The 26,238-nt window shown below is 49.5% G+C and carries 25 protein-coding genes; 18 read left to right on the forward strand and 7 right to left on the reverse strand.

The annotated features are described in order from the left end of the window. The first annotated feature begins 8 nt into the window (after positions 1-8). From O6P33_RS09915 to O6P33_RS09960, 10 genes are all read left to right on the forward strand, one after another. Entirely contained in the window at positions 9-950 is a 942-nt protein-coding gene (locus tag O6P33_RS09915; protein WP_269817621.1) for a YgfZ/GcvT domain-containing protein, read from the forward strand. A gap of 29 nt (positions 951-979) precedes the next feature. Beyond that, the gene (locus tag O6P33_RS09920; protein WP_269817622.1) at positions 980-1,819 is read left to right on the forward strand and encodes an HDOD domain-containing protein; all 840 of its coding nucleotides are present in this window, start codon (positions 980-982) and stop codon (positions 1,817-1,819) included. Between the two features lie 245 nt (positions 1,820-2,064). Beyond that, entirely contained in the window at positions 2,065-3,060 is a 996-nt protein-coding gene (gene ubiU, locus O6P33_RS09925; protein WP_269817623.1) for a ubiquinone anaerobic biosynthesis protein UbiU, read from the forward strand. A gap of 14 nt (positions 3,061-3,074) precedes the next feature. Continuing rightward, complete coding sequence (locus tag O6P33_RS09930) at positions 3,075-3,965, forward strand: U32 family peptidase (RefSeq protein ID WP_269819512.1); 891 nt, start codon at positions 3,075-3,077, stop codon at positions 3,963-3,965. Beyond that, entirely contained in the window at positions 3,959-4,444 is a 486-nt protein-coding gene (gene ubiT / locus O6P33_RS09935; protein WP_269817624.1) for a ubiquinone anaerobic biosynthesis accessory factor UbiT, read from the forward strand. The genes O6P33_RS09930 and ubiT overlap by 7 nt, the downstream gene beginning before the upstream one ends. Positions 4,445-4,516: 72 nt before the next feature. Continuing rightward, positions 4,517-4,822, forward strand: coding sequence for a monooxygenase (locus O6P33_RS09940; RefSeq protein ID WP_269817625.1), 306 nt, complete (start codon positions 4,517-4,519; stop codon positions 4,820-4,822). Then, positions 4,819-5,175 carry a YajD family HNH nuclease gene (locus tag O6P33_RS09945; RefSeq protein WP_420094940.1) on the forward strand — a complete coding sequence of 119 codons (357 nt, stop codon included), beginning with the start codon at positions 4,819-4,821 and terminating at the stop codon, positions 5,173-5,175. Before O6P33_RS09940 ends, O6P33_RS09945 begins: the two co-directional genes overlap by 4 nt. A 202-nt stretch (positions 5,176-5,377) precedes the next feature. Further along, entirely contained in the window at positions 5,378-5,854 is a 477-nt protein-coding gene (locus tag O6P33_RS09950; protein WP_269817627.1) for a DUF3015 family protein, read from the forward strand. Between the two features lie 67 nt (positions 5,855-5,921). Further along, on the forward strand, positions 5,922-7,823 hold the full coding sequence (locus O6P33_RS09955; RefSeq protein WP_269817628.1) for a DUF4105 domain-containing protein: 1,902 nt from the start codon (positions 5,922-5,924) through the stop codon (positions 7,821-7,823). A 40-nt stretch (positions 7,824-7,863) separates the two neighbouring features. After that, positions 7,864-8,748 (forward strand): alpha/beta hydrolase, encoded by an 885-nt coding sequence (locus tag O6P33_RS09960; RefSeq protein ID WP_269817629.1) that lies wholly within the window; start codon positions 7,864-7,866, stop codon positions 8,746-8,748. 81 nt (positions 8,749-8,829) lie between these two features. Here the strand turns inward: O6P33_RS09960 and O6P33_RS09965 are convergent, their stop codons facing one another. After that, positions 8,830-9,279, reverse strand: coding sequence for a YcgN family cysteine cluster protein (locus O6P33_RS09965; RefSeq protein WP_269817630.1), 450 nt, complete (start codon positions 9,277-9,279; stop codon positions 8,830-8,832). A 44-nt stretch (positions 9,280-9,323) separates the two neighbouring features. Beyond that, positions 9,324-9,641, reverse strand: a complete 318-nt coding sequence (locus O6P33_RS09970; protein ID WP_269817631.1) for a 3-phosphoglycerate kinase — start codon at positions 9,639-9,641, stop codon at positions 9,324-9,326. A gap of 215 nt (positions 9,642-9,856) precedes the next feature. Here O6P33_RS09970 and O6P33_RS09975 point away from each other — a divergent pair, with 215 nt between their 5' ends. Continuing rightward, entirely contained in the window at positions 9,857-11,200 is a 1,344-nt protein-coding gene (locus O6P33_RS09975) for an alanine/glycine:cation symporter family protein (RefSeq protein ID WP_269817632.1), read from the forward strand. A gap of 10 nt (positions 11,201-11,210) precedes the next feature. On the opposite strand, the gene O6P33_RS09980 is transcribed toward O6P33_RS09975, so the two are convergent. Next, positions 11,211-12,101 carry a flagellar protein MotY gene (locus tag O6P33_RS09980; protein ID WP_269817633.1) on the reverse strand — a complete coding sequence of 297 codons (891 nt, stop codon included), beginning with the start codon at positions 12,099-12,101 and terminating at the stop codon, positions 11,211-11,213. Positions 12,102-12,247: 146 nt separating this feature from the next. Here O6P33_RS09980 and pyrC point away from each other — a divergent pair, with 146 nt between their 5' ends. Both pyrC and rnt read left to right on the forward strand, forming a co-directional pair. Next, positions 12,248-13,294, forward strand: coding sequence for a dihydroorotase (gene pyrC, locus O6P33_RS09985; RefSeq protein ID WP_269817634.1), 1,047 nt, complete (start codon positions 12,248-12,250; stop codon positions 13,292-13,294). A gap of 86 nt (positions 13,295-13,380) precedes the next feature. After that, positions 13,381-13,989: a ribonuclease T gene (rnt, locus tag O6P33_RS09990; RefSeq protein ID WP_269819513.1), complete on the forward strand. Its 609-nt coding sequence runs from the start codon at positions 13,381-13,383 to the stop codon at positions 13,987-13,989. A 112-nt stretch (positions 13,990-14,101) separates the two neighbouring features. Here rnt and ppsR read toward each other — a convergent pair whose 3' ends face one another. Then, positions 14,102-14,920, reverse strand: a complete 819-nt coding sequence (gene ppsR / locus O6P33_RS09995; RefSeq protein ID WP_269817635.1) for a pyruvate, water dikinase regulatory protein — start codon at positions 14,918-14,920, stop codon at positions 14,102-14,104. Positions 14,921-15,072: 152 nt separating this feature from the next. Here ppsR and ppsA point away from each other — a divergent pair, with 152 nt between their 5' ends. From ppsA to O6P33_RS10015, 4 genes are all read left to right on the forward strand, one after another. Beyond that, entirely contained in the window at positions 15,073-17,439 is a 2,367-nt protein-coding gene (gene ppsA, locus O6P33_RS10000) for a phosphoenolpyruvate synthase (protein ID WP_269817636.1), read from the forward strand. A gap of 244 nt (positions 17,440-17,683) precedes the next feature. Next, positions 17,684-18,637 carry a sulfurtransferase gene (locus tag O6P33_RS10005; RefSeq protein ID WP_269817637.1) on the forward strand — a complete coding sequence of 318 codons (954 nt, stop codon included), beginning with the start codon at positions 17,684-17,686 and terminating at the stop codon, positions 18,635-18,637. A gap of 1 nt (position 18,638) precedes the next feature. Beyond that, positions 18,639-19,730 (forward strand): YeeE/YedE family protein, encoded by a 1,092-nt coding sequence (locus O6P33_RS10010; RefSeq protein ID WP_269817638.1) that lies wholly within the window; start codon positions 18,639-18,641, stop codon positions 19,728-19,730. Position 19,731: 1 nt separating this feature from the next. Next, positions 19,732-19,890, forward strand: coding sequence for a hypothetical protein (locus tag O6P33_RS10015; protein WP_269817639.1), 159 nt, complete (start codon positions 19,732-19,734; stop codon positions 19,888-19,890). A 126-nt stretch (positions 19,891-20,016) separates the two neighbouring features. Here the strand turns inward: O6P33_RS10015 and O6P33_RS10020 are convergent, their stop codons facing one another. Then, entirely contained in the window at positions 20,017-20,793 is a 777-nt protein-coding gene (locus tag O6P33_RS10020; RefSeq protein WP_269817640.1) for a class I SAM-dependent methyltransferase, read from the reverse strand. Between the two features lie 309 nt (positions 20,794-21,102). On the opposite strand from O6P33_RS10020, the gene O6P33_RS10025 reads away from it, so the two are divergent. Further along, positions 21,103-22,071 (forward strand): arsenic resistance protein, encoded by a 969-nt coding sequence (locus O6P33_RS10025; RefSeq protein ID WP_269817641.1) that lies wholly within the window; start codon positions 21,103-21,105, stop codon positions 22,069-22,071. Between the two features lie 175 nt (positions 22,072-22,246). Here the strand turns inward: O6P33_RS10025 and prpF are convergent, their stop codons facing one another. Next, the gene (prpF, locus tag O6P33_RS10030; protein WP_269817642.1) at positions 22,247-23,434 is read right to left on the reverse strand and encodes a 2-methylaconitate cis-trans isomerase PrpF; all 1,188 of its coding nucleotides are present in this window, start codon (positions 23,432-23,434) and stop codon (positions 22,247-22,249) included. Between the two features lie 123 nt (positions 23,435-23,557). After that, positions 23,558-26,158: a Fe/S-dependent 2-methylisocitrate dehydratase AcnD gene (acnD, locus tag O6P33_RS10035; protein WP_269817643.1), complete on the reverse strand. Its 2,601-nt coding sequence runs from the start codon at positions 26,156-26,158 to the stop codon at positions 23,558-23,560. Positions 26,159-26,238 lie beyond the last annotated feature (80 nt).

Consider the following 26,238-nt stretch of genomic DNA (forward strand, 5'->3'; position numbering starts at 1 on the left):
AGACAGTCATGACCGATTGTGCAAGTTTTACCCCTTTAACTCACGAAGGCGTTTTAGCCGTACGCGGCGCAGACGCTAAAAAATTTTTACAAGGACAAGTTACCTGCAACCTTGCCTACGTTAGCGATGAGCGCAGTAGCCTAGGCGCGCGCTGCACCCCCAAAGGGCGCATGTTATCAAGTTTTCGGGTGCTTTTAGAAAATGACGGCTATTTATTAGCCATGGACCACGAAATCCTAGCCGCGCAATTGGAGGAAATGCAAAAGTACGCTATTTTCTCTAAATCAAAGCTTAGCGATGATAGCGCGCTCTGGGCCCGTTTTGGGCTATACCAAGGTGATGCAGCATTGAGCGCTTTGGGCATTGACTTGCCCAGCGAAATCAACAGTACCGTGCATCACAACCAAATGATCGCCGTGCGCGTCTCTGCTGAATTGACTGAGCTTTGGGTACACGCCGATGAAGGCCCTTGCACCCGTAAACGCTTACTCAATTTGCTCCCAGAAGCACCACTCAATGCGTGGTTACTGGGTGAAATACGCAGCGGTATCGGCCATGTGACCCCAGCTAACCGCGAACAGTTTATTCCGCAAATGCTCAACCTTCCGGCTTTAGATGCAGTCAGTTTCAAAAAAGGCTGCTACACCGGCCAAGAAATCGTTGCGCGCATGCAGTACCTGGGCAAACTCAAGCGCCACATGTACCGTTTTCAACTGACTAGCACTGAAGTTCCTGCCATTGGCACTCCACTCATGTCACCAGTGCACTCCAGTGCGGTTGGTGAAGTAGTGAGCGCTGCCCGCAGTGATTATGGTGTTGAGTTACTGGCAACCGCTTTAGATGACGCAGTCAGTGATGGCCGCATTTATTTAGAAAGTGATGAAAAAACACTTCTAGAGCAACTGGAGTTGCCGTATTCGCTGGACACTCAACGCGAAATTTTACGCTAAACATTTACGCAATTTAAAGGAACACGTGCATGAGCACACTGGCAGAAACAGTTCAAAACGAGCTGCTTGAAGCAATTGAAAATGACGATTTGGTCCTCCCGACTCTTCCCGAAGTCGCATTGCGCGTACGCGAAGCCGCTGAGGACCCCAATGTGGGCATCGCTGAACTGAGCAAGGTGATCGGCAATGATGCTGCTTTAACTGCGCGCTTAATCAAAGTGGTAAACAGTCCGCTATTGCGCACCAGCAAGGAAATCACTGATTTAAATATGGCCGTCAGCCGCTTAGGTATTAACTACACCTCGAACTTGGCTACAGGCTTGGCGATGGAGCAAATGTTCCAAGCCACCACTGATGTGATTGATCGTAAAATGCGTGATGTATGGAACAAAAGCACCGAGGTTGCGGGCATTTGTCACGTCCTCTGTCGCCACTTCACTCGCCTAATGCCTGACCAAGCCACCCTCGCGGGCTTGGTTCATCAAATTGGCGTGTTACCGATCCTAACTTACGCTGAGGAGAGCAATGCGCTCCTCAAAGACTCAATCAGCCTCAATCACATTATTGATCGCATTCACCCTATTATTGGTGAGCGGATTTTACGCGCGTGGGACTTTCCCGAGCAAATCGCCATTGTGCCGAGTAATTATCTGGACTTTAATCGCCAATCGAGTGCAGTGGATTACGTTGATATTGTGCAAGTGGCAACCCTGCAAAGCTATGCGGACAGCGAGCACCCATTGGGCCAAGTTGATTGGAGCCATGTGCATGCTTTTGCTCAGCTCGGCCTCGATGTACAAAGTCGCATCAGTGATGATGAAGACCTCTCAGCCTCCATGGAAGCAGCAACACTGATGCTGCAAGGCTAAGCCCCCACACCCCCGCCAGCAGTGCGGGGGTGTTATTTTTTTATGCTGCACAAGCACCCGCTTATGCAGCTCTCTAACCCCAACAATAGTTTTATTGCACAGTACGCAAACCCAGCACCACAGCGCCACTCTTCCCCAGCGCAATTGACCCCAGTCAAGGCCTACAGCCGCTAATCTGCTTAGATTGCATGAGTTAAACATGGATCTGCCACCTTCTGCATCCATACCTAAAATTAGGAGCTCACATGCAATTGGTTTGTCCTGCAGGCAGTCTGCCTGCCCTTAAAGCTGCGGTGCGCCAAGGCGCCGATGCAGTCTATGTTGGCTTTCGCGATGACACCAACGCCCGCCATTTTGCTGGATTAAACTTCAACGATAAACAGCTAGAAAGCGGTATTGCTTACGCCCAACAACACAACAAACATGTTTATATCGCGGTTAATACCTACGCTCAGTCGGAGAGCTGGCAGCGCTGGCAACGCGCTGTAGATCAAGCCGCAGATTTAGGTGTTAACGCTTTAATTGCCGCCGACCCTGGTGTTTTAGCTTACGCCAGCAAACAGCACCCACAGCTCAATCTGCATTTATCTGTCCAAGGCTCAGCCACCAATGCTGCCGCTTTAGCTTTTTATCAAGACCGCTACAACATTCAGCGTGCGGTATTACCGCGGGTGCTGTCGCTGGCTCAAGTCAAGCAAGTGGCCAGCCAAAGCCCTGTTCCCATTGAGGTCTTTGCCTTTGGCAGCCTTTGCATTATGGCTGAAGGACGTTGCCATCTATCTTCCTATCTAACCGGTGAATCGCCAAACCTGTGCGGCGTTTGCTCACCGGCCAAAGACGTGCGCTGGAGTAACGAAGAAGGCGAACTCACTTCGCGCCTCAACAATGTGCTGATTGACCGCTACAGCGAAGGTGAATCTGCTGGCTACCCCACCCTGTGTAAAGGACGCTTTATGGTCAATGGCCAACGCTTTCATGCCCTTGAAGAACCCACCAGCCTCGACACCATGGATCTCATTCCGGAGCTAGCCAAAATTGGCGTTAGCGCCGTCAAGATTGAAGGCCGTCAGCGTAGCCCTGCCTACGTTGAGCAAGTTACTCAAGTGTGGCGCGCTGCTCTAGACAGTCACCGCCGAGCTCCTGAGCGCTACCAAGTTGAGCCAATTTGGCGACAAACATTAGCTGGGCTGTCAGAAGGCAGCCAAACCACTCTCGGCGCCTACCACCGCGCATGGCAATAGGTGTAACTATTATGATGAAGCTTGCTTTAGGTCCTGTGCTGTTTTTTTGGCAGCGGGATACGCTTATGCAGTTTTATGCGGAGATGGCTGAGCAGCCGCTGGATATTATTTACTTAGGTGAAACCGTCTGCTCTAAACGCCGCTCATTTTCGTTAGATGACTGGCTTGGCTTAGGCCGAGAAATGCAGCAACAAACCCAGGCGCAAATTGTGCTTTCAGGTCTCACTTTAGTGGAGGCCGCCTCAGAGCTATCCAGCTTGAAACGCCTTTGTGCTAACGGCGAATTTTTAGTGGAAGCGAACGACATGTCCGCCGTACATTACTTAAGCGAAAATAAACTACCGTTTGTCGGCGGCCCAGCCTTAAATATTTATAGCGGCCATACTCTGGCTGAGTTTATCGAAGCCGGGATGTTGCGCTGGTCGCCGCCGGTGGAAAGTTCTGCACAGATTATTTTTTCTGCCTTGACGCAACTGGATCAGCTGAAAATCCTGCGCCCAGAGGTTGAAGTGTTTGCTTACGGTCATTTACCGCTAGCCTACTCTGCTCGCTGCTTTACCGCCCGCTCAGAAAACCGCCCTAAAGATGATTGCGAACTGTGCTGTATTAAGTATGCAGAAGGCATTCCACTATTAAGCCAAGAAGGCCAAGCACTGTTTACCATTAACGGCATTCAAACCATGTCGGCAGAAGTCAATAATTTATTGGCAGACTTCCCCTCCCTGCAAGCCGCGGGTGTCGATATCGCCCGTTTAAGCCCCCGCGCCCAAGGTATGACTGATGTTATTGCCGCTTGGGACAAAGTGCGCCGCGGCGAACACGCCCCCTTAGCTGTACAAGGCTGTAATGGTTACTGGCATGGCCGTCCCGGCATGGTCAGCGTTGAGGAGGTTGGACTATGTTAGGTCGCGCAGCACCTTTTTTACTTTCAGTGGGTGACAAGGTTTTACCCTTTGCCAGCCATGTGCCTTTTTTCTTCCAACGCCTAACACTGCAGCGCAGTTTAAATCAGGTGTTTGCTGAGGCTATGCAAGATGGCTTATTTGACATACTGGAGCAGCGCTGGATGCGCCTAGAGGTCAAGGACTTGAATTTATCCTGGTGCTTAAGCAAGGCACCCAACAGCAATCGGCTGTTGATTCAAGAGCACGCACCGGTTGAGGTGACCATTAGCGGTAACTGGCGTGAGTTCTTACTGTTAGCCAGTCGTCAAGAAGACCCAGATACCTTGTTTTTTCGGCGGCGTTTACAAATTGATGGTGATACCGAGCTCGGCTTAGCGGTAAAAAACATGATCGACAGCCTCGACTCCGATGACTTACCCAGTTGGCTCTGGCGAACCATTGAAAGTCTTGGCAAGGAAGCCACTCCAGCATCCAGCTAAGCACTGTGTTAGCACCTTGAGCATTAGTCTGCGAAGCTCTATTATTCGTGTACATATTAATGGAGCTTGGCAATGCAAACTATACTGCAAATTGATTTTCCTTTTGTTGGCCCTTTTGCTGAGGAGATGCACCAAGCCATGCAGGCATTGGCGGAGTCAATCATTGAAGAGCCAGGCTTGATTTGGAAAATTTGGACTGAAAACCCTAGCACCCAAGAAGCCGGTGGAATTTACCTGTTTAGCGATGAACAATCAGCGCAGAACTACCTCGCGATGCACAGCGCGCGCCTCACTGCCAGCGGTGTTACTGATATTCGCGCCAAGCTTTTTGCAGTCAACGCCCCTCTTAGCCAGATTTGCCAAGGGCCGATCCAATGAGCACCAGTAAACTCGATAAAATACTCGCTCAATCCTACCAAGAGCGTGAAAGCGGTTATCGCCACAAAGCGTTAAAAATGTACCCGCACTTTTGTGGCCGCTGCAGCCGTGAATTTAGCGGCAAAGGCCTTAGCGAGTTGACCGTGCACCATCGCGATCACAACCATGATAACAACCCAGCAGACGGTTCGAACTGGGAGCTACTCTGCTTGTACTGCCACGATAACGAACACCAGCGCCAAGTCGATCTGCATTACCAAAAAGAAGAACTGGCTGGGCAAAAAAGCCCACAACAAACCTTTAAAGGCTTAGCTGGGTTGGCAGATTTACTGAAAAAACAAGACCCGCAATAGACTTTTATCCTCTATGCATAGACTGAGTTTTCTCAGTTAGCACAGCCTAACAAAACAAAATTATGCTGTGCTTCTCTTTTCCAGCAAATTAACACTTTGGATACTAGACACCACCGGTTAACAAGCTTACCGTGAACCGTCACTGTTGAGGTGGCAAATAAGTAATAAAAATTAATAGTTTGGTGATCTAAGGAAATTTCCCATGAAAAAAATTATTGCAGGTGTAATCTTAGCTTCCGCATCCAGTTTTGCTTTGGCTAACGCGAATGGTCCAGCAGGCTGCGGACTGGGTTCAACAGTCGTTTTCCCTGATGCTAACAAGTGGTATCAGCATGTAATGGCAGCAACAACTAACGGTACTTCAGGTAACCAAACCTTCGGTATGACTTCTGGCACTTTAGGCTGCGAGTCTGCTAACGGCCCGTTAAAATCAGCACAAGTTTTTATGGATGAAAACATGGACCAACTGGCTGCGGATGCAGCTACCGGTCAAGGTGAAACTTTAGCAGCTCTGGCTGAAGTGATGGGTGTTGAAGCGGCAGATAAAGCAGCATTTAACCGTGCTATGCAGTCCAACTTCGACGCAGTATTTAGCGCTGATGCAACCTCATCGACAGCATTTGAAGCCATGACCGCAGTAATGGCAACCGATGCAGAGCTACAGAAATACTTAGGCTAATTCTTCCTTATGTATTTAAAGCCCGCTTTGGCGGGCTTCTTTTACTATCAACATAAAGGTTATTAGCATGATAGCTAGGTCTTTAATTGCTAGCTGTTTGTTTTTTTCTTACGCTGCAAGCGCGCAAAACGCCAATTTACCTGCACCTGAGCAACTCGAGTCCTTAGCCAAAAGTAAACAGTGGGCGCACCTACTGCATTACCGCCAGCACCCTTTTTCCGGGCGTTATATCAGTCAGAACGACAGCCCTAACTTCTTCTTAGCTAAAAATGGCAAAAGCTCACTTGTAGACGAGTTGCAAGCTGACTTGCAAGCATTTCTAAGCACTGACTTAGCTGACAATAGGTCTGCGCAATGCCAATTCCCTGCGCGTTACCATTGGCTCAAACAGCAACTACCTGACCTCAATTTTATTGATCAACCCTGCTCGGAGTTTGCGCAATGGCGCCAGCAACTCGACGCTGAATACCTCACCCTCATCTTTCCAGCCTCACACATCAACTCGCCCTCCTCGATGTATGGCCACACCCTTATTCGCCTCGATAAAAAAGACCCCACGAGCAATAAGCTGCTTGCGCACAGCGTGAACTTTGCCGCCAATGCCGACCCCGATGACAATGAGCTGATGTTTTCTTGGAAAGGTTTAACCGGTGGTTACCCAGGCGTCGTATCGGTTCTGCCTTATTATGCGAAAACCAATGAATACTCGCATATGGAATACCGTGACATTTGGGAATATAAGCTCAATCTCAACAAAGAAGAAGCTGAGCAATTTGTCCGCCACACTTGGGAAACCAAAGATACTTTTTTTGATTATTTTTTCTTTGATGAAAACTGCTCATACCGTCTCTTAGCTTTATTAGACGCCAGCTCCGAGCGCATTGATGTCACCGATGACTTTACTTTCACCGCCATGCCCGTGGATACCATTCGTGCGCTACAAAAGCGTGGCTTAGTGGACGATACTGAGTACCGCCCGTCTGCTGCCAGCGAGATGGAATACAAAAGCCAGCAAGTCTCCCCAGCAGTTTTACAAGCAGCGCGTCAGCTGGTCGAACACTCTACAGATGTGCAAGTTCCCATAGGCGAACTGAGCGAGCAAGAAAAAATACAGGCCTTAGAGCTTGCTTATGCCTATGCGCGCTACTTAGCTGTGCAAAAAAGAAAAGCCAACCCGCAATTGCGCCGGCGCACCATCGAGATTTTATCTGCACGGGCTAAGCACTCTAAGAGTGCAGGTTTTGCCGAGACACCACGTCCAGATTATCGCGACGATCAAGGGCATTTAAGTCAGCGCCTGCAGGTAAAAGGCGGCACTACCCTTTCTGATACGCGTAGTCACTCCCGTCCCGATCACTTAGGCTTTATTGATCTAAGTTACCGTGCTGCTTTTCATGATGTGATGGATCCGCCGCAAGGTTTTGTGCCCGGTTCACAAATCCAAATGGGACACTTAAGTTTGCGGCTATGGGATGGTGGTGCAGTTAGAGTGCAGCAATTTCAACTGGTCGATATTTTATCACTCAGCCAGCAAACCTACTTTCAACAACCCATTGCCTGGTCAGTAAGCGGCGGCTTAGATCGTTTTATTGGTGCAGATGCAGAACTTTACGGCTATTTACATACTGGCTTTGGTAAAGCGTGGTTAACCTCCGCTGGACGTTTTTATGGCTTAGCACAAGCGCAGTTAATGGCAGATAATCAGTTTCATAAGGGCGCCCAATTGAGCCTTGGCCCGCGTCTAGGCTGGTTATGGCAAGGACAGAAAATCCAAGCGCAACTCGAAGGCAACTGGCAAGGTTTAAGCTGGCTGGATAAAACCAAACGCACAGAAATCAAAGCCAACTTGGGCTGGAGACTAGCCACCAACGCTCAAGTAAAGTTAGAAGCCAAGAGTCAGCACTTTAAGCGCAATCAACACACTAGCGAACAGCATGAGGTGGGACTTGCTCTCAATTGGTATTACTAAAACAGGCAATGCTCGCAATTTAACGCTGCCCTGGGCTGTTTTGTCTAAGGCCATCGCCTGTCTCTGCGTTTTAGCGCTAAGCGGCTGCACGTCTCTCTCAACTTTATTTTTCTATCCACAAAAGACTTTAATTTCCACCCCTGCTGACGCGGGACTCGACTATCAAGATGTTTGGTTAACTGCTGCTGACGGTACCCAGCTGCATGCATGGTGGATACCTGCGCAGGGCAGCACCCCAGACTCAAATAATATGGTGTTGTATTTACACGGCAATGCTGAAAACATTTCCAGCCATAGCCATAGCATTTACTGGCTCGCTAAAAGCGGGGTTAGCGTACTCTCGCTGGATTATCGCGGCTTTGGTGCCTCACAAGGGCGAGCTTTGTTGCCAGATATGCTGGAAGACCTTACAGCCGCAGCGGCATGGATGAAAAACGAATACCCAGACAAAGATCTAATCGTCCTTGGGCAAAGTATTGGCACAGTACTGGCCATTAATTTCGCTGCACAAGCGCCAGCTCAGCAACACATCAAAGCGTTGATTTTAGATGCACCATTAACAGCTATTGGCTCTGCCGCCCGCAGTAGCCTCAGCGGTAACCTCTTAGGTTGGCTGGTGTGGCCTTTCACAGTGTTTATTCCCAATCAGTGGGACTCAAGCAAACATATAGACAAAATCGATTTACCGGTGCTGATCATGCACAGCCCCACAGACAGCATCATTCCATATGCGCAGGGTAAAAAACTTCACAGCGCATGGCAGCAAGCCTACCCCGCTCAACAACTGTGCTGGCTAGATTCTCAAGGCCCGCATATTATGTCGTTCGCCTTCCCTGAGTTGAGAAAGGCCACTTTGCAGTTTATTGAACAGCCAAAGTGCCAGCCGCAAACCGCTACTGAAAACAGTACCAGCCTGAAGCGCTAGTTTGAGCATACACAGTTGGTGCAAACCTGCAGCGCGCGACAGACACTTAGAGAAACCGCTTAGGCTTGATGACTGTACTGCTTAACCTGTTCTAAAAATCAGGTGTTCTTCCCAATCTTCCGGTGCCACCTCAAGCTCACTGACCATGCGCCCTAAACGGGAAATCTTTTCCGTATGGACGGCATCAGCATTACCACATACCAAATGATGCCAATACAACAGGTCTTTACCTTCCGAGACTAGGCGGTAAGCACAGGTCGTCGGTAACCAGCGATAAGCATCGGCGTGACCAGGCGTCAGCTGAATGCAGTCTGGCACAATAGTTTGACGCTCTGGATAATTACTGCAGCGCGCGGTATCTAAATCCAACAGCTGGCAAGCAACATTAGTGTAGTAAATACCATTATCCGCTTCATCTTCGAGTTTTTGCAGACAGCATAAACCACAGCCATCACACAATGACTCCCACTCTTCCTGATTAAGCTCTGCAAGGGTTTTACGCTTCCAGAAGGGTTCAACTATTGCCGCCATATCCTGCTTACCTTTACTCAACGCTCAGCTGAGCCTGGGTTAAATTAAATATTCTGTTTGCAATCCACATTCACACGCATGCGAATCACCATACTGCTGAAAGTGACCACTAAGTTTGCAGTTTCACCCGCAGCCAAGGTTGCCTGGCGCACCCGTGGAACTTCAGGGCCATTTCGAAAGCGTACCCGACAAATTGTATCAACTTCACCGTAGTTGGTCAGTGTTACCGAAGCGGTATTGTCACCCAAATCAAGGGTTTGAATATTAATTTCAGTGCCGTTCAGTTCTTTTTCTACGTCAAATGGAAAAGCTTGCACAGCAAGGGGTGATAAGAGAGCCAATAGTGTTATAATTTTTTTCATTGTTTTACCCATCCTATTATTTACCGATACAGTGTAGCGCAACAACACGGCTAAACACTTAGCCAAACAATAAACTACACACAATTGCTTTATTTGCCTAGCGCATCGCTTTATTATCATCACCTTAAAATAATCCTGCCACGGTAGATTATTAAATATTCTGTTGTGCCTAGCTGCTCAGCTTATCCTTACCCCAGCCTTACTTAAGCCCTCTTATGCCCACAATCAGCAACATCATTACAGCCATCAATGATCTGGTATGGGGTATCCCCATGCTGATTGCTATTTTAGGCAGCGGTATTTTCTTAATGCTGTCGTTAAAATTTATGCCCTTGCGCAATATTAAGCGCGGCTTTCAAGAGATCTGGAGCGGCCGCGCCAAAGGTGATGCCAGCACTGGTGATATCAGCCCTTTTGCCGCACTGATGACCACTCTAGCGGCCACTGTCGGCACCGGTAATATTGCTGGGGTGGCTACGGCAATTGTACTGGGCGGTCCCGGCGCACTGTTTTGGATGTGGTGCACAGCGCTTGTGGGTATGGCAACCAAATACTGTGAAGTCGTACTGGCAGTGCACTTTCGTGAGAAAAACAGCAGCAATCACTTTGTTGGTGGCCCGATGTATGCCATCAAAAACGGTTTAGGTCATCGCTGGGCTTGGCTGGGTGCTTGCTTTGCGATTTTTGGTGGTCTTGCCAGCTTTGGAATTGGCAACATGGTGCAGGTCAATAGTATGGCCAGCAGTCTTGCTGTGTCCTTTGCTGTACCTGCCTGGGTTAGTGGTTTAAGTATCATGTTTTTAGTGGGGCTGGTTATTTTAGGCGGCATTCAACGCATTGGAGCAGTGGCACAAACCTTAGTCCCGTTTATGTGTTTAGCCTATGTACTGGCCGCGCTGTTTGTACTGATTACCCACTACCAAGCGATTCCCGCAGCCTTTGTATTGATTTTTGACTCAGCCTTTAATGGCCATGCCGCAGTAGGTGGTTTTGCCGGCGCAGCGATGATTGCCGCGCTGCGCTTTGGTGTGGCCCGTGGGATTTTCTCTAACGAAGCCGGCTTAGGTAGCGCAGGGATTGCACAAGCAGCAGGCACTAGCGATGATCCAGTGGTGTCTGGGCTGGTGGGGATGATGGGCACCTTTATCGACACCCTGATTGTTTGCACCATGACTGGCCTAGCCATTATTTGCTCAGGGGTATGGAGCAATGGCCTCAGTGGCGCGGCGTTATCCTCTGCAGCCTTTGAAGCGGCGATGCCTGGGGTTGGCCATTACCTGCTAACCATCGCGCTGGTGGTCTTTGCTTTCACCACTATTTTAGGCTGGAGTTACTATGGCGAGCGCTGTTGGGAGTTTCTGTTTGGTGGCCGCGCCATTTTACCTTTCCGTCTAATTTGGGTGGCTGCTGTGCCTTTAGGGGCAATAGCGCAACTGGATATGGTTTGGCTTTTGGCCGACACCTTAAACGGCTTTATGGCTTTACCGAACCTAGTGTCCTTGCTGGTACTGAGCCCAGTAGTGATTAAACTGACTAAAGACCACTTTGCTAAAAACTAAAGCTCCGTGTCTAATCTGTGCTCGTATCATTCTTGGCACTGAGCGTGCTTTCCGGCACTCGCGACAAGACCACGTTAACCCGTCGATTCAGGGCTCGATTAGCGGCGCTAGTATTGGGCTTTAGTGGATAGCGCTCGCCATGAAAACGCACCACAATTTGCTCTTCGGGAACACCTTGAGCGACAAAAAACTCTTTGACGGTTAAGGCCCGTCGCCGTGAGATTTCTCGGTTACTGAGGCGATTTCCCCAGCTGTCAGAGTGACCATCAAGCTCAATTTGATTCACTGTAGGGTCTTCTTTTAAATAATCAACAATCGCTTGTAAGCGCCCTTGCGCAGACTCACTGAGCACCATATTGGTATCTTTAAAAGCAATTCGAGTTTGCTTAAGCTGCTCAAAATTATACGGTAATAAACCTGCAGTGCAGGTTAAATAACGCTGATACGCATCACTGAAATGGACGGGTAAAATCCGCACTTCAAGCGCATCACCCTGCCCGGTACGGTGGCGAATCAATGGCCCGCGCCCTTCTAATAACGCCGACAACAATCGTCCCGCTTGTTGCTGCGAGGCCTGCATGGAATTACCGGTTTGCGCGACCAAGACAATCCCCAGATGAATATCAGTTTGGTTAACCCGCCACGGTGCTGCGGCGGCCATCAAGGTTGCAGAACCACGACTGAGCCAAGCTTCTTGCGCTTGCAACTTAAAAATAGGATCTTCGCCGGCACGACGCACAAACTCACCCTGACCAAAACCTTTGACCGGCTGCGCTAAACGGCACTCAAAGCGATCGCCCTCCACAGTCCACTCAACATGCTCCAGAGGCGTTTGGAAAGTCAGCGCCAACGCGGGGGTGGCCAACACACTGGCTAAAAAAGAAAAAATACTCAAGCGCATTGCGCTCTCCCGTCACCTAAATGCTTATAGAGGGTTATCGGTCAGAGTTAAGAAAACTTTAAAGCAGATGCCCGCACCGCGCTTTTACGGTAGCATTCCAGCTATTGTATTTAAATTGAACGTAAATTGACCGACTGGAAACCTTCATGATTGACCGTCTTACCTTGCTACGACCCGACGATTGGCATATTCATTTACGCGATGGCGCGGCTTTACAACGTACTGTTGCCGACGCGGGACGCACTTTTGCCCGCGCAATTATTATGCCCAACCTTGTACCGCCCGTACGCAATACAGCCGAAGCCGATCAATACCGTGAGCGTATTTTAGCCGCCCGCCCAGCGCAGAGCGATTTTGAGCCTCTGATGGTGCTGTACCTCACAGACAAGACCAGCGCGCAAGATATTAAAGCGGCAAAAGCAAGCGGTTTTGTCCATGCTGCCAAGCTTTACCCTGCAGGTGCTACGACCAACTCAGATTATGGCGTCACTCAGTTAGAAGCCATTTACCCCGCCCTTGAAGCTATGAGCGCAGTGGGTATGCCATTATTAGTGCACGGCGAAGTGACTCACGCCGATGTGGATATTTTTGATCGAGAAAAGCGTTTTATTGATGAGCAGCTGATTGATCTAGTGGCGCGTTTCCCAAACTTAAAAGTGGTCCTCGAGCATATCACCACTGCCGATGCTGCCGAATTTGTCAGTTCGGCCAGTGCCAATGTCGCAGCCACTATTACTGCACACCACCTGCTCTATAACCGCAACCACATGCTGGCCGGCGGTATTCGTCCGCACTTTTATTGCTTACCGATATTAAAGCGCAACACCCACCAAGAAGCGCTTCTAGATGCAGCCACCAGCGGCTCCAGTAAGTTTTTCTTGGGCACTGACTCAGCACCCCATGCGCAAAATGCCAAAGAAATCGCCTGTGGCTGTGCCGGTTGCTATACCGCTTATGCGGCTATTGAATTGTACGCAGAAGCTTTTGAACAGCGACAAGCACTGGATAAACTGGAAGGCTTTGCCAGCCACTTTGGTGCCGATTTCTACGGCTTGCCGCGCAACCAAGACAGCATCACCTTGTTGCGCGAACCCTGGACTGTGCCGGATTCTTTCGCCTTTGCTGAGCAAGAGCTGATCCCATTACGTGCCGGTGAAACTTTAAATTGGCGTGTATTAGGAGCTCAAGCATGAGCAATAGCATTGAAGATTACGAATACGATTTCCCGGAAAACGCCAACAACGGTCAAGAAAAAAACAACAACGGCTTAAAAACTCCGATGGCACGGCGCTTTCGTGGTTATTTACCTGTCGTTATTGATGTCGAAACCGGTGGCTTTAATAGCGCTACCGATGCGTTATTGGAAATTGCAGCAGTTATTCCAGCCATGGATGATGAAGGCCTGCTGTATGCAGAGCACACTTTATTTTACCGTGTAGAGCCCTTTGCCGGCGCCAACATTGAGCAGGCAGCACTGGATTTTACCGGTATAAAACTGGATCACCCCTTGCGCATGGCTGTCAGCGAAGAGCGCGCACTGGGCGAGATTTTCAAAAGTGTACGCAAGTCATTAAAAGCCAGCGGCTGTAAGCGCGCTATTTTAGTGGGCCATAACAGTCACTTTGATTTGGGCTTTTTAAATGCGGCAGTACAGCGCTGCGGCATTAAGCGCAATCCTTTCCACCCTTTTTCCAGCTTCGACACCGCAACCTTAGGTGGCTTGGCGTATGGACAAACCGTGCTGGCCAAAGCCTGCGAAGCGGCGGCAATTGACTTCGACACCCGTGAAGCCCACAACGCCCGCTACGATACGGAAAAAACTGCTGAGCTGTTTTTTGGCATCGTTAACCGCTGGAAAGAAATGGGCGGCTGGGACGAGTTTGCTTAAAAAGCACCATTAAACAGAGCTTATGGCAATAAAAAAGGCTGTACGCAATAGATTTGCTGACAGCCTTTTTTTATTAACGGCAAATAAATTCAACCGACCAAGCCCACTGCTTTTATTTAAAACGGCGCTCAATCCCTTTCTCGACCAATATTTTCGCTGAAATTTCTTCCACTGAAAAATGTGTCGTATTAATAAACTTAATATTTTCCCGCTGAAATAAGTTTTCTACTTCACGCACTTCAAACTCACACTGTGCGTAGCTGGCATAGCGGCTATTGGGCTTACGCTCATTGCGAATCGCCGCCAAACGATCAGCGTCAATGGTTAAGCCAAACAGCTTGTCTTTGTATTTGCTTAAAGACGATGGCAACTGCAAATGCTCCATATCATCTTCAGTTAATGGGTAGTTGGCAGCACGAATCCCATACTGCATCGCCATATACAGACAAGTTGGGGTTTTACCGCAACGCGAGACACCCACCAAAATAATGTCAGCACTGTCGTAATGACGGGTCCGGCCACCATCATCATTATCGAGAGCAAAATGCACTGCCTCGATGCGCTCCATATAGTTGGCACTGTGAGTAATTGAATGGGATTTGCCTACCGAGTACGATGAGCGGTCGTTCAGTTCTTCTTCGAGCGGCGCCAGAAAGCTGGAAAAAATATCCACTTTAAAAGCATTTGCCGTGGATAATATATCGCGAATTTCTGCATTGACGATAGTATCAAAGACAATGGGTCGCATCTGTTCGCTTGCCGCAACCTCATTAATTTGCTGTACCATGGTCTGTGCTTTTTCGACGCTATCGATATAAGGTCGAGTTAAACGGCGGAAAGCGATATTATCGAATTGTGCCAATAAACTCTGCCCAAGCGTTTCGGCAGTAATACCTGTTCCATCAGAAATAAAAAAAGCTGTACGTTTCATAATTGCCAAAAGCCTTAAGTCGTGAACATTTCTCGGTTATTATAGGCTGACTTTTTGCCAGACATGTTGTCGGGTGACATTGTGACCCATTTTCCCCAAATAAGGCCAATAGATTACACTAGCCTTTTCAATACAGACGTGGAGAGATCACCTTGGTTGAGTACGTAGTTTCCCTCGATAAGCTCGGTAACCATGATGTTGAGCGTGTAGGGGGCAAAAACGCCTCCCTAGGCGAAATGATCAGTAACCTTGCCGGCGCTGGTGTGTCAGTACCGGGTGGCTTTGCCACAACCGCCCAAGCTTACCGTGATTTTATTGATGTCAACAATCTAGATGCACGTATCCACGACTTACTGGATGCTTTAGATGCTAATGATGTCAATGCACTAGCCAAAGCTGGCACGCAAATCCGTCAATGGATTTTAGAGGCTGATTTTCCCGAGCAACTGGATCGTGATATCCGTACCGCCTTTGCGCAGATGGCCAATGGTAACGACAATATGGCGGTTGCCGTACGCTCTTCAGCGACCGCTGAAGACTTACCTGACGCCTCCTTTGCTGGCCAACAAGAAACCTTCTTAAATATTCGCGGTGTGGATAATGTGATTCACGCAGCCAAAGAAGTGTTTGCCTCACTATTTAATGACCGCGCTATTTCTTATCGCGTCCACCAAGGCTTTGACCACCGTGAAGTGGCCTTATCTGTCGGTGTACAGCGCATGGTGCGCTCCGAAACTGCAACTGCAGGGGTGATGTTCAGCCTGGATACTGAGTCGGGTTTCCGTGATGTAGTATTCATCACTGGCGCCTATGGCCTCGGTGAAACTGTGGTTCAGGGTGCCGTCAACCCCGACGAGTTTTATGTTCACAAACAAACCTTAGCAGCCGGTCGCCCCGCTATTTTGCGCCGCAACTTGGGCAGCAAAGCGCTGAAAATGGTCTACGGCAGCGATGCCAGCGCCGGTAAATCCATCAATACTGTTGATGTTGACCCTGCTGAGCGCACGCGTTTTTGCTTAACTGATGATGAAGTCAGCAACCTTGCTCAACAAGCAGTGATCATCGAAAAACACTATGGCTGCCCAATGGATATTGAGTGGGCCAAAGATGGGGATGACGGCAAGCTGTATATTGTTCAAGCACGCCCGGAAACAGTCAAAAGCCGTAGCAACCTCAATGTGATGGAGCGTTACTTACTCAAAGAACAAGGCACTATTCTTGTCGAAGGCCGCGCCATTGGCCAACGCATTGGTTCAGGCCCTGTCCGCGTTATCAGTGACGCGTCGGAAATGGATAAAGTTCAGCCCGGTGATGTACTGGTTTCGGACATGACCGACCCAGACTGGGAGCCGGTGATGAAACGCGCCAGCGCCATTGTCACTAACCGTGGTGGCCGTACCTGTCACGCGGCAATTATTGCCCGTGAGTTAGGTATTCCAGCAGTGGTTGGTTGTGGTAACGCCACTGCATTGCTCAAAGACGGCCAAGGTGTCACTGTCTCTTGTGCTGAAGGTGATACCGGTTATGTCTTCGAAGGCGAGTTGAACTTTGATATCCGCACCAACTCCGTTGAAGCCATGCCTGATCTGCAGTTCAAAATTATGATGAACGTGGGTAACCCAGACCGTGCTTTTGACTTTGCTCAACTGCCCAACGAAGGGATTGGCTTAGCCCGTCTTGAGTTCATTATTAACCGTATGATTGGTGTGCACCCTAAAGCACTGCTCAACTACGACAGCCTACCTACGGACCTGAAAGACAGCATTGATAAGCGCACTGCAGGCTATGCCAGCCCAGTTGATTTCTACGTGGACAAGCTGGTGGAAGGGGTCAGTACCCTGGCTGCGGCTTTCTGGCCGAAAAAAGTCATTGTGCGTTTGTCTGACTTTAAGTCCAACGAGTACGCCAACCTCATCGGCGGCAAGCTCTACGAGCCCACTGAAGAAAACCCCATGCTGGGCTTCCGTGGTGCTTCACGTTATATCAGCGAATCATTCCGCGACTGTTTCGAGCTGGAATGCCGTGCAATGAAACGTGTCCGTGATGTGATGGGCTTAACTAACGTTGAGTTAATGGTGCCCTTCGTGCGCACTGTTAATGAGGCAGCGCAAGTGGTTGATCTGCTTGGTGAGTACGGCCTCAAGCGTGGCGAAAACGGCTTACGTTTGATTATGATGTGCGAACTGCCCTCTAACGCCCTACTGGCCGATGAGTTCCTTGAGCACTTCGATGGCTTCTCCATCGGTTCTAATGACATGACGCAGCTGACCTTAGGCCTGGACCGTGACTCAGGAGTGATTGCACACCTGTTTGACGAGCGTGACCCTGCGGTTAAAAAACTGCTATCCATGGCGATTCAAGCATGCATTAAAGCCAACAAATACATTGGCATTTGTGGTCAAGGCCCATCGGATCACCCCGACCTTGCCCGCTGGTTAATGGAACAAGGCATCGAAAGCGTTTCCCTCAATCCAGACTCAGTACTGGATACATGGTTCTTCCTCGCGGAAAACAACTAAACGCGGTAACGGCCTGCGCACCTCACACTGGTGTGCAGGCTTTGCTTACTGTATCTGGCAACCTGGCACTGCTTAGTCCTCCCTCAATCACTCCCCACCTGTTTTAACACTGGCTATTCTGCCAATCCACCAACCAGCAAATCAGTTATAAAAAAGCAATTATATATAACCATATAGCAATTCATTACTTCTGCATAAAGGCCTGTTGTGCGATCATAAGCGCATAAATTAAGGAGTCATTGTTATGAAAGGTTTTTACGCCAGCTTGGCGTTTTTTTTGTGCTTGGTTTTTACTAATGCACAAGCGGCCAGTTATCAGCCTCTGCTCGAAGCACCAGAGTTAGCGGTTGCATTAAGTAACAACCCAGCATTGCAAATTATCGATATCCGCAGTCCCGAAGACTACGCTGCAGGGCATATCCCTAACGCCGTGTCTGCACCTTATGGCAAGTGGCGCGGCCCTGCAGATAACCCAGGAAAACTAGGCGATGACGCCTACTTTGAGCAACTGGTGCGCGAACTGGGCCTTACGCAGCAGCAGCCGATCATTGTGTATTCCAGCGGTGCTGACGAGACTGACTTTGGTGCTGCAGCGCGGGTGTACTGGACGCTAAAATATTTGGGCTTAACTGATTTAAGTGTGCTCAATGGTGGTTTTCAGCAGTGGCAGCAGGCTGAGCAAACAATCGTAACCCAGAGCACGCCGGTACAAGGCAGCCAAGTCACTGTGCAAAGCAATCCCAAACTGGTGATTTTCAAAGATGAACTCTTAGAAAAAATCACCCAGCAAGACGCCACCTACCAATTATTGGATGCGCGCCCACCGATTTTTTATCAGGGCAAAGCTAAAGCACCCACTGCCAGCACAGGTGGCACTATCGCCAGCGCACAAAACACACCCTTTGGGCAGTGGTTTAATGACAATGACACCCGCATTCGTCCTGTGGCGGAAATTAAACAGTTGGTCCGCAGCCAAGGCTTAGATCAAGCGCAAGAAACAGTGTCGTTCTGCAATACTGGCCACTGGGCCGCCACTAACTGGTTCGTACTATCGGAACTGGCCGGTGTCGACAATGTGCGCCTCTACCCTGCTTCACTGGCCGAGTGGACACAAGATAAAGCCAGTCTCCCCATGGCCAACACGCCAAGCCGTCTCGAACAAATTAAAGCGAAGTTCTCTAAGCTGGTGAATGACTAAAATGAAAAATCGTCTGGCGTTAACTACTGTATTTGTAGCTTTTACAGTCTTTTTATTCTGGTTTGTATCGATCCGACAGAGCCTATTGTTTTTAGTGGGTATCGGCTTAGGTGCGGTCCTGGCCGGAGCGCGCTTTGGCTTCACCACGGGCTGGCGTGATTTAATTGAGCGTCGTGATGCCAGTGGCGTTTTTGCTCAGCTGTTCTTATTGGCTGTGGCGGCGGCCTTTTCCATGCCGTTATTGGCCAGCTTCCCCAGCGAATTAAGCGCAGCCTTAGGACCACCCAGTATTAGCTTACTGGTTGGCGCTTTAGTGTTTGGCGGGGCCATGCAAATTGCCGATGGTTGCGGTTCTGGTACTTTATATAAAGCCGGTTTAGGCATTCCCTTGAATATGGCTATTCTGCCAGTCTTTGCTTTAGGCAGCTTCTTGGGCTCAGTCAACCTTGGCTGGTGGCTGGAACTCGGCCATGTGCAACCTGTGGGCCTCGTTGAAGAAGTGGGCTTAAGCGCTGCAATGGGCTTAACCTATTTAGGTTTAATCATTTTTGCCCTTGGCGCATGGTGGTGGTCGAAAACCAGCTCAGTATCACGTAGCCTGTTTAACAAAACCTTATTGATTGGTGCTGTGCTAATTGCGCTGCTGGCGGTGCTTAACCTAGTGATTGCCGGCCAACCTTGGGGCGTGGTCTACGGTTTTGGCTTATGGGCCGCAAAAATTGCCCAAGCAGGACATTTGTTTGATCCAGCAGCCAATGCTTTTTGGAGTCAACCGGTTAACGCCACAGCATTGCAGCAGTCGGTATTTTTAGACCTCACGTCGATTACCAACATTGGTATTTTGGCCGGTGCGCTATGGATTTTCTCCCGCAATAAAACCGGTAAAGCCAATAAGCTCAGTGGCAAACAGTGGGTGGTGGGTATTATTGCCGGCTTCTTACTGGGCTACAGCTCACGCTTAGCCTTCGGTTGTAACGTCGGGGCAATGGTCAGTGGTATTTCCACTGGCAGTGTTCACGGTTGGATCTGGGTGGTCATGGCCTTTTTAGGCTCATTGATCGGTGTTCGTATTCGCCGTTATTTTGGATTCTAAAATGAGTAAATTACGCATCCTAGTGTTTTGGACACTGTTAGTCGGCTTCTTTGTTTGGGATTGGCACAGTGCACAGCCGGTCAACTTACGTTTAGAAGCACCGATTATTGCCATCGGCTCTGGCCAAGCACCCTCAGGTGGGCATTGCGCCACTTTCTAGCAAGGCCAGCAAATAACGCTAACCCTAGCCGCAGATGCTTTGCCGCTAGTCATTCACAACACAGCTGCGGGTATCGATATCGATCCCCCTAGGCTGTGTTGTTACTTTGAGCCAATGCAGAACAACTTATACCGTTCTACGCACGCCTGCGGAAACTTGCTTGCTATCAATAGCTGGCAACAACACACCCTCTTGATAGCTGGAAATAAATACTTCAGGCTCATCGGTCACTGCCGCTTGGATCACTAAGCGCACGCGTGTACCCAATACCTTAGCCTCAAGCAACTCCACCTGCTCATCATCAATCCAAGCCTGACCGCTGAGCATTTGAAAGGTTTGCTCCAAGGCCACACGGTAAACCTTGCCGCTGTCAGTGAGCCACTCCCAAGTCCCTTGCAGCGGCGCTGGCACCACCCACTTATACAAATACACGCCGCCCATGGCGCGCTTAGCATCCGGCTGCCAGCGGCCCATATTAAAGGCATGAGCAATAATTCGAGCGCCGGGCTTGAGCTCAGTTAAAATACGGGCTTTCAGCTTAACGTTCAGCGACGGCAACAAATATAAAGTAACTACAGTGGCATCACTGAAATCCACCGTGAGCAAATCGTCTTGAATAAACTGCACACGGTCTTCAACGTTGACCATTTCTGCCAAGTTATTGGCTTCTGCAATGCGGCGTGGATCCATATCCACCCCCACTGCATGAGCACCACGCTCCATGGCGGCAGCAACAACAATGCGCCCATCGCCACAACCTAAATCGTAAAGAATATCGCTGGCAGTGACATCGGCCATTTTTAGCATGGCCTCAACGACCAGTTCATCAGTTGGCACATAAATCACATCCAGCTCAGCATCCACTTTGGTAAATCCTTCTGCAAACGATAAGTCAGTAAACAATAAAAACACCTACAAATTAAAAGTAAAATCCATGCTCTAGCACTGGGCTTGGGCACTGTACAACCCGCTTTCGCTGCGCTGATTGTGCCGCCTATTGCGGCGAAGTCATGGGTTTAGGCACTAACGGACCTATTATACACTTAGAACAGGTTACGGCTGTATAAGCAGTGTATTGCATCCTGTGGCTGCGCTCTTAAAGAATATCTGCCAGTTGCGACACAATTAGTATATGAAAAGATACATTATAGGTATCTATTCACCTGCATCGTGCAGTGCCCTATGTGCAAACATGCTGCTACGGAGTTAAACATGAAATACATCATCTGGCTTAGCAAAAATCTCAGTCTGAGCATTCCACTGTTTTTATTGCTTGGCTTAGCTGTGGGACTGAGCGCACCAACCGAGCAGCTCAGTATCTTAATTGCCCCGCTCACCATTTTAATGGTCTACCCAATGATGGTCGGAGTTAAACCCAAGCAACTCTTAGTACCCAGCGGTAACGTTGTGCAACTCTGGGCGCTGGCGATTAATTTTATGTTTATTCCTTTTGTTGCTTATGCCTTAGGTCGAGTATTTTTTGCCGCGCAGCCAGAGCTGGCCTTGGGCTTACTGCTAGCAGCTTTACTGCCCACCAGCGGTATGACTATTTCCTGGACAGGTTTTGCTAAAGGTAATCTACCGGCGGCAATTAAAATCACTATTATTGGTTTGTTTTTAGGCTCGGTACTGACACCCTTTTATGTACAGTTTTTGCTCGGCTCAAAAATCCCCATGGAGCTTGTGCTGGTGTTTAAACAAATATTATTGTTTATCGCTATTCCTTTAGTGGCTGGGCAGATCACCCGCACCCTGTTGGTGCGCAAACACGGTGCTGAGGGTTTCCAAAAAAACGTTGCAGGCAAGTTCCCGCCCTTTTCCAGTCTTGGTGTATTAGGCATTGTTTTTGTTGCCATGGCGCTAAAAGGTCCAGATCTGCTGGACTCACCCAGCCTGATTTTGCGCTTATTTATTCCGCTGCTACTGTTGTATGGCATCAACTATGTCATCAGCACTTGGGTGGCGAAAAAACGCTTGAATCGTGGTGACGGTATTGCCTTGGTCTACGGCACTGTGATGCGCAACCTGTCCATTGCTTTGGCATTATCCATGACCGCCTTTGGCGCAGCAGGTGCACAAGCGGCCTTGCTCATTGCTTTGGCCTATATCATCCAAGTGCAGTCAGCCGCCTGGTATGTAAAGCTTTCTGAGCAACTGTTTCCAATGGAGCCGGACAAATAAACCGCCGTTATCCAGAAAACTCTGGTTAACGCACGCTTAGCCAAGCGAGCCTGCAAACAATAAGCGCCCTTAACGAGCGCTTCTTATTTAAGGTTGCTCGGTCTTAATCACAGCTGTACAGCGGCTAAGTTAGGCGTTGCACAGCTGTTTAAGCCAAGTGGTATATAAGCAACGCTTAGAAAGAGTCGCCGGGAATACGCACCCAACCTTCCATCAAGACACGGGCACTGCGGCTCATAATGGCTTTTTTCACCTGCCACTGACCATTTTCTTGCGCAGCTTCTGCGCCCACGCGCAAAGTGCCGGACGGATGACCAAAGTTCACCGACTGACGATCTTCACCGCCGGCTGCCAAGTTGACTAAAGTGCCAGGAATGGCTGCAGCAGTACCAATCGCAACAGCAGCGGTCCCCATCATAGCATGATGTAATTGGCCCATGGATAAAGCCCGTACCAGCACATCAATATCAGCTGCTTTAATCTCTTTACCACTGGAGGCAGTGTAGTCTGCAGGTGGCGCAACAAAGGCCACTTTCGGCGTGTGCTGACGGGCAGCGGCTTCAGCCACATTTTTAATTAAGCCCATTTTTACTGCCCCGTGAGCACGGATCAGCTCAAACTTGGCTAAAGCAGCTTGGTCACTATTGATCGCAGACTGCAACTCAGTGCCGTTGTAACCAATATCTTGTGCATTGACAAAAATGGTAGGAATGCCGGCATTAATCAAAGTGGCTTTTAAAGTAGCAACGCCCGGCACTTCTAACTCGTCCACCACATTGCCGGTTGGGAACATCGCCGCATCATCGCCGTCGCCATCGGCAGGATCCAAGAATTCAATCTGCACTTCAGCGGCTGGGAAAGTCACCCCATCCAGCTCAAAGTCACCGGTTTCCTGTACTTCACCGTTAGTCATTGGTACATGGGCAATAATGGTTTTTTCAATATTGACCTGCCAGATGCGCACAGTACAGATGCCGTTTTCTGGAATTTTATCTGCTGCAACTAAGCCATTAGAAATGGCAAACGAGCCCACTGCCGCGGTTAAGTTACCGCAGTTACCGCTCCAATCCACAAAGGGTTTATCGATGGATACCTGACCAAATAAGTAGTCCACGTCATGCTCAGCTCGGCTACTTTTTGCCAGCAGTACTGTTTTACTGGTACTGGAGGTTGCGCCGCCCATGCCATCGGTGTGTTTGCCATAAGGATCTGGGCTACCAATCACCCGCAAGAGTAAATTATCCCGCGCCGCACCAGGCTGCTGTGCGCGCTCAGGTAAGTCATCAATACGGAAAAACACACCCTTACTGGTGCCGCCACGCATATAAGTGGCGGGAATTTTAATTTGTGGGACCTGACTCATAGAGGAATCTCCCTAATCTCGCTAAAAAATAACAGCGCCCGTGCCAATACGGCCACTAGAAAATAAGAACCCGCTAAACAAGGAGTGCTCACTTAGCGGGTTCGAGATTGCACTTAGGCGTACTTATGCATTAGCGCCTTCTGCCGCGAGGAACTCTTGGGCAAAGCGTTGCAACACACCGCCAGCCTCATAGACTTCCACTTCAGCAGCTGTATCTAGACGACTGAGCATCGGCACACGCACAATCTCACCATCACGACGGGTGATGATTAAGGTCATGGTGTTGCCAGGCTTGAGTTCGCCTTCTACATCGTAGGTTTCTGTACCGTCCAAACCAAGGGTTTTACGGGTAGTGCCTTCAGCAAACTGCAGTGGCAACACGCCCATACCAATCAAGTTGGTCCGGTGAATGCGCTCAAAGCCTTCAGCCGCAATCACTTCTACACCAGCTAGGCGTACACCTTTAGCTGCCCAGTCACGTGAAGAACCCTGACCATAGTCAGCACCAGCAACGATAATCAGCGGCTGTTTGCGCTCCATATAGGTTTCAATGGCTTCCCACATGCGCGTAACTTTGCCTTCTGGCTCAATGCGCGCCAATGACCCCTGACGGACATTGCCCTGCTCATCCACAGCCATTTCATTAAACAGCTTAGGATTGGCAAAGGTGGCACGTTGCGCCGTGAGGTGGTCACCGCGGTGGGTGGCGTAGGAGTTAAAGTCTTCCTCCGGCAAGCCCATTTTGTGCAGGTACTCACCAGCAGCACTGTCCATCATAATGGCGTTGGACGGGGATAAGTGGTCCGTGGTGATGTTGTCACCCAGTATCGCCAATGGACGCATACCTTGCATGGTACGCTCACCGGCCAAAGCACCTTCCCAGTAAGGTGGACGACGAATGTAGGTACTCATCGGACGCCAGTCATACAAAGGACTCGGCGACTGGGTGATTGAACCTAAGTCAAACATTGGGATGTAGACTTGGTTGAACTGCGACGGCTTCACGCTAGCAGCAACAATCTCATCAATCTCTGCATCGGTTGGCCACAGGTCTTTCAAAGTAATGGGGTTGCCATCTTTATCGTAACCCAGCGCATCCTTTTCGATATCGAAACGGATGGTACCGGCAATTGCATAAGCAACGACTAAAGGCGGTGAAGCTAAGAAGGCTTGTTTGGCATACGGGTGAATACGGCCATCAAAGTTACGGTTACCGGACAGCACTGCAGTGGCGTAGAGGTCGCGATCAATGATTTCTTGCTGAATCACTGGATCCAACGCACCGCTCATACCGTTACAGGTGGTGCAGGCAAAGCCGACAATACCAAAGCCTAACTGCTCAAGCTCTTCCAATAAGTTCGCATCTTTCAAATAGAGTTCAGCAACTTTTGAGCCTGGAGCAAATGAGGTTTTCACCCAAGGTTTGCGCTCAAGGCCTAATTCGTTCGCTTTACGTGCAACCAATGCTGCAGCCACCACGTTACGTGGGTTACTGGTGTTGGTGCAGCTGGTGATGGCAGCGATAATCACTGCGCCATCGGGCATCAGGCCTTCTTCTTTTTCCCACGCGCCAGCAATGCCTTTGCTCGCTAAGTCGCTGGTGGCAACCAGTGCATGAGGGTTGGAAGGACCGGCCATATTGCGGCCAACCTTGGAAATATCAAAAGTCAGTACACGCTCGTATTCAACGTCTGTTAAGTCATCAGCCCAGAAACCGGCAACCTTAGCGTAGTTTTCTACCAGCTTGACTTGCTCTGGCTCACGACCCGTCAAGGTTAGGTACTCTGTGGTTTGTCCATCAATATAGAACATACCAGCAGTCGCGCCGTACTCTGGGGTCATATTGGAAATAGTGGCGCGGTCACCAATGGATAGACTCGCTGCACCATCACCAAAGAACTCTAGGTAAGCACCCACCACACGCTCTTTACGCAAGAACGCGGTTAACTCCAGAACAATATCAGTGGCAGTGATGCCTGGCTGACGCTCACCAATGAGCTCTACCCCAACGATATTGGGCAAGCGCATCATCGATGGCAGCCCCAGCATTACGGTTTCTGCTTCCAAACCACCGACACCAATGGCCAGCACCCCCAGTGCATCAACGTGGGGGGTGTGACTGTCAGTACCCACACAGGTATCCGGGAAAGCCACACCGTCACGCACCTGAATCACTGGAGACATTTTCTCCAAGTTAATTTGGTGCATGATGCCGTTACCAGCAGGAATCACATCAACGTTTTTAAAGGCCGTTTTGGTCCACTCAATAAAGTGGAAACGGTCTTCGTTACGGCGATCTTCAATGGCACGGTTTTTCTCAAAGGCGTCTGAATCAAAGCCACCACACTCAACAGCTAACGAGTGGTCAACAATCAACTGAGTGGGCACCACTGGGTTCACTTTGGACGGATCACCACCTTGCTCAGCAATGGCGTCACGCAAGCCAGCTAAGTCAACCAATGCGGTTTGTCCAAGAATATCGTGGCAAACGACGCGCGCTGGGTACCATGGGAAGTCCAAATCACTTTTACGATAAATCAGCTGCTTGAGCGCATCTGTAAGCTCACTGGGCTCGCAGCGGCGCACTAGGTTTTCAGCCAAGATGCGTGAGGTGTACGGCAGTTTGGCATAAGCACCAGGCTCAATGGCATCAACAGCTTCGCGCACATCATAATAATCAATGGCTGTGCCGGGTAGCTTTTTACGGAATTGGGTATTTTTCATTCGCTTAAAATCCCTCAGGTCAATATGGAAAGCGCTCAGGCCTAAACCGCAAAAACCAGCTGTGCATTACACACAGCTGG

The sequence above is a fragment of the Denitrificimonas caeni genome, assembly GCF_027498055.1.
In the GTDB taxonomy this organism is placed as follows: domain Bacteria; phylum Pseudomonadota; class Gammaproteobacteria; order Pseudomonadales; family Pseudomonadaceae; genus Denitrificimonas.

What these genes read in the sequence shown, in the direction of transcription:
- O6P33_RS09915 (WP_269817621.1), top strand. Translation starts at nt 9, where the DNA reads ATGACCGATTGTGCAAGTTTTACCCCTTTAACTCACGAAGGCGTTTTA.
- O6P33_RS09920 (WP_269817622.1), top strand. Translation starts at nt 980, where the DNA reads ATGAGCACACTGGCAGAAACAGTTCAAAACGAGCTGCTTGAAGCAATT.
- ubiU (WP_269817623.1), top strand. Translation starts at nt 2,065, where the DNA reads ATGCAATTGGTTTGTCCTGCAGGCAGTCTGCCTGCCCTTAAAGCTGCG.
- O6P33_RS09930 (WP_269819512.1), top strand. Translation starts at nt 3,075, where the DNA reads ATGAAGCTTGCTTTAGGTCCTGTGCTGTTTTTTTGGCAGCGGGATACG.
- ubiT (WP_269817624.1), top strand. Translation starts at nt 3,959, where the DNA reads ATGTTAGGTCGCGCAGCACCTTTTTTACTTTCAGTGGGTGACAAGGTT.
- O6P33_RS09940 (WP_269817625.1), top strand. Translation starts at nt 4,517, where the DNA reads ATGCAAACTATACTGCAAATTGATTTTCCTTTTGTTGGCCCTTTTGCT.
- O6P33_RS09945 (WP_420094940.1), top strand. Translation starts at nt 4,819, where the DNA reads ATGAGCACCAGTAAACTCGATAAAATACTCGCTCAATCCTACCAAGAG.
- O6P33_RS09950 (WP_269817627.1), top strand. Translation starts at nt 5,378, where the DNA reads ATGAAAAAAATTATTGCAGGTGTAATCTTAGCTTCCGCATCCAGTTTT.
- O6P33_RS09955 (WP_269817628.1), top strand. Translation starts at nt 5,922, where the DNA reads ATGATAGCTAGGTCTTTAATTGCTAGCTGTTTGTTTTTTTCTTACGCT.
- O6P33_RS09965 (WP_269817630.1), bottom strand. Translation starts at nt 9,279, where the DNA reads ATGGCGGCAATAGTTGAACCCTTCTGGAAGCGTAAAACCCTTGCAGAG.
- O6P33_RS09970 (WP_269817631.1), bottom strand. Translation starts at nt 9,641, where the DNA reads ATGAAAAAAATTATAACACTATTGGCTCTCTTATCACCCCTTGCTGTG.
- O6P33_RS09975 (WP_269817632.1), top strand. Translation starts at nt 9,857, where the DNA reads ATGCCCACAATCAGCAACATCATTACAGCCATCAATGATCTGGTATGG.
- O6P33_RS09980 (WP_269817633.1), bottom strand. Translation starts at nt 12,101, where the DNA reads ATGCGCTTGAGTATTTTTTCTTTTTTAGCCAGTGTGTTGGCCACCCCC.
- pyrC (WP_269817634.1), top strand. Translation starts at nt 12,248, where the DNA reads ATGATTGACCGTCTTACCTTGCTACGACCCGACGATTGGCATATTCAT.
- rnt (WP_269819513.1), top strand. Translation starts at nt 13,381, where the DNA reads ATGGCACGGCGCTTTCGTGGTTATTTACCTGTCGTTATTGATGTCGAA.
- ppsR (WP_269817635.1), bottom strand. Translation starts at nt 14,920, where the DNA reads ATGAAACGTACAGCTTTTTTTATTTCTGATGGAACAGGTATTACTGCC.
- O6P33_RS10005 (WP_269817637.1), top strand. Translation starts at nt 17,684, where the DNA reads ATGAAAGGTTTTTACGCCAGCTTGGCGTTTTTTTTGTGCTTGGTTTTT.
- O6P33_RS10010 (WP_269817638.1), top strand. Translation starts at nt 18,639, where the DNA reads ATGAAAAATCGTCTGGCGTTAACTACTGTATTTGTAGCTTTTACAGTC.
- O6P33_RS10015 (WP_269817639.1), top strand. Translation starts at nt 19,732, where the DNA reads ATGAGTAAATTACGCATCCTAGTGTTTTGGACACTGTTAGTCGGCTTC.
- O6P33_RS10025 (WP_269817641.1), top strand. Translation starts at nt 21,103, where the DNA reads ATGAAATACATCATCTGGCTTAGCAAAAATCTCAGTCTGAGCATTCCA.
- prpF (WP_269817642.1), bottom strand. Translation starts at nt 23,434, where the DNA reads ATGAGTCAGGTCCCACAAATTAAAATTCCCGCCACTTATATGCGTGGC.
- acnD (WP_269817643.1), bottom strand. Translation starts at nt 26,158, where the DNA reads ATGAAAAATACCCAATTCCGTAAAAAGCTACCCGGCACAGCCATTGAT.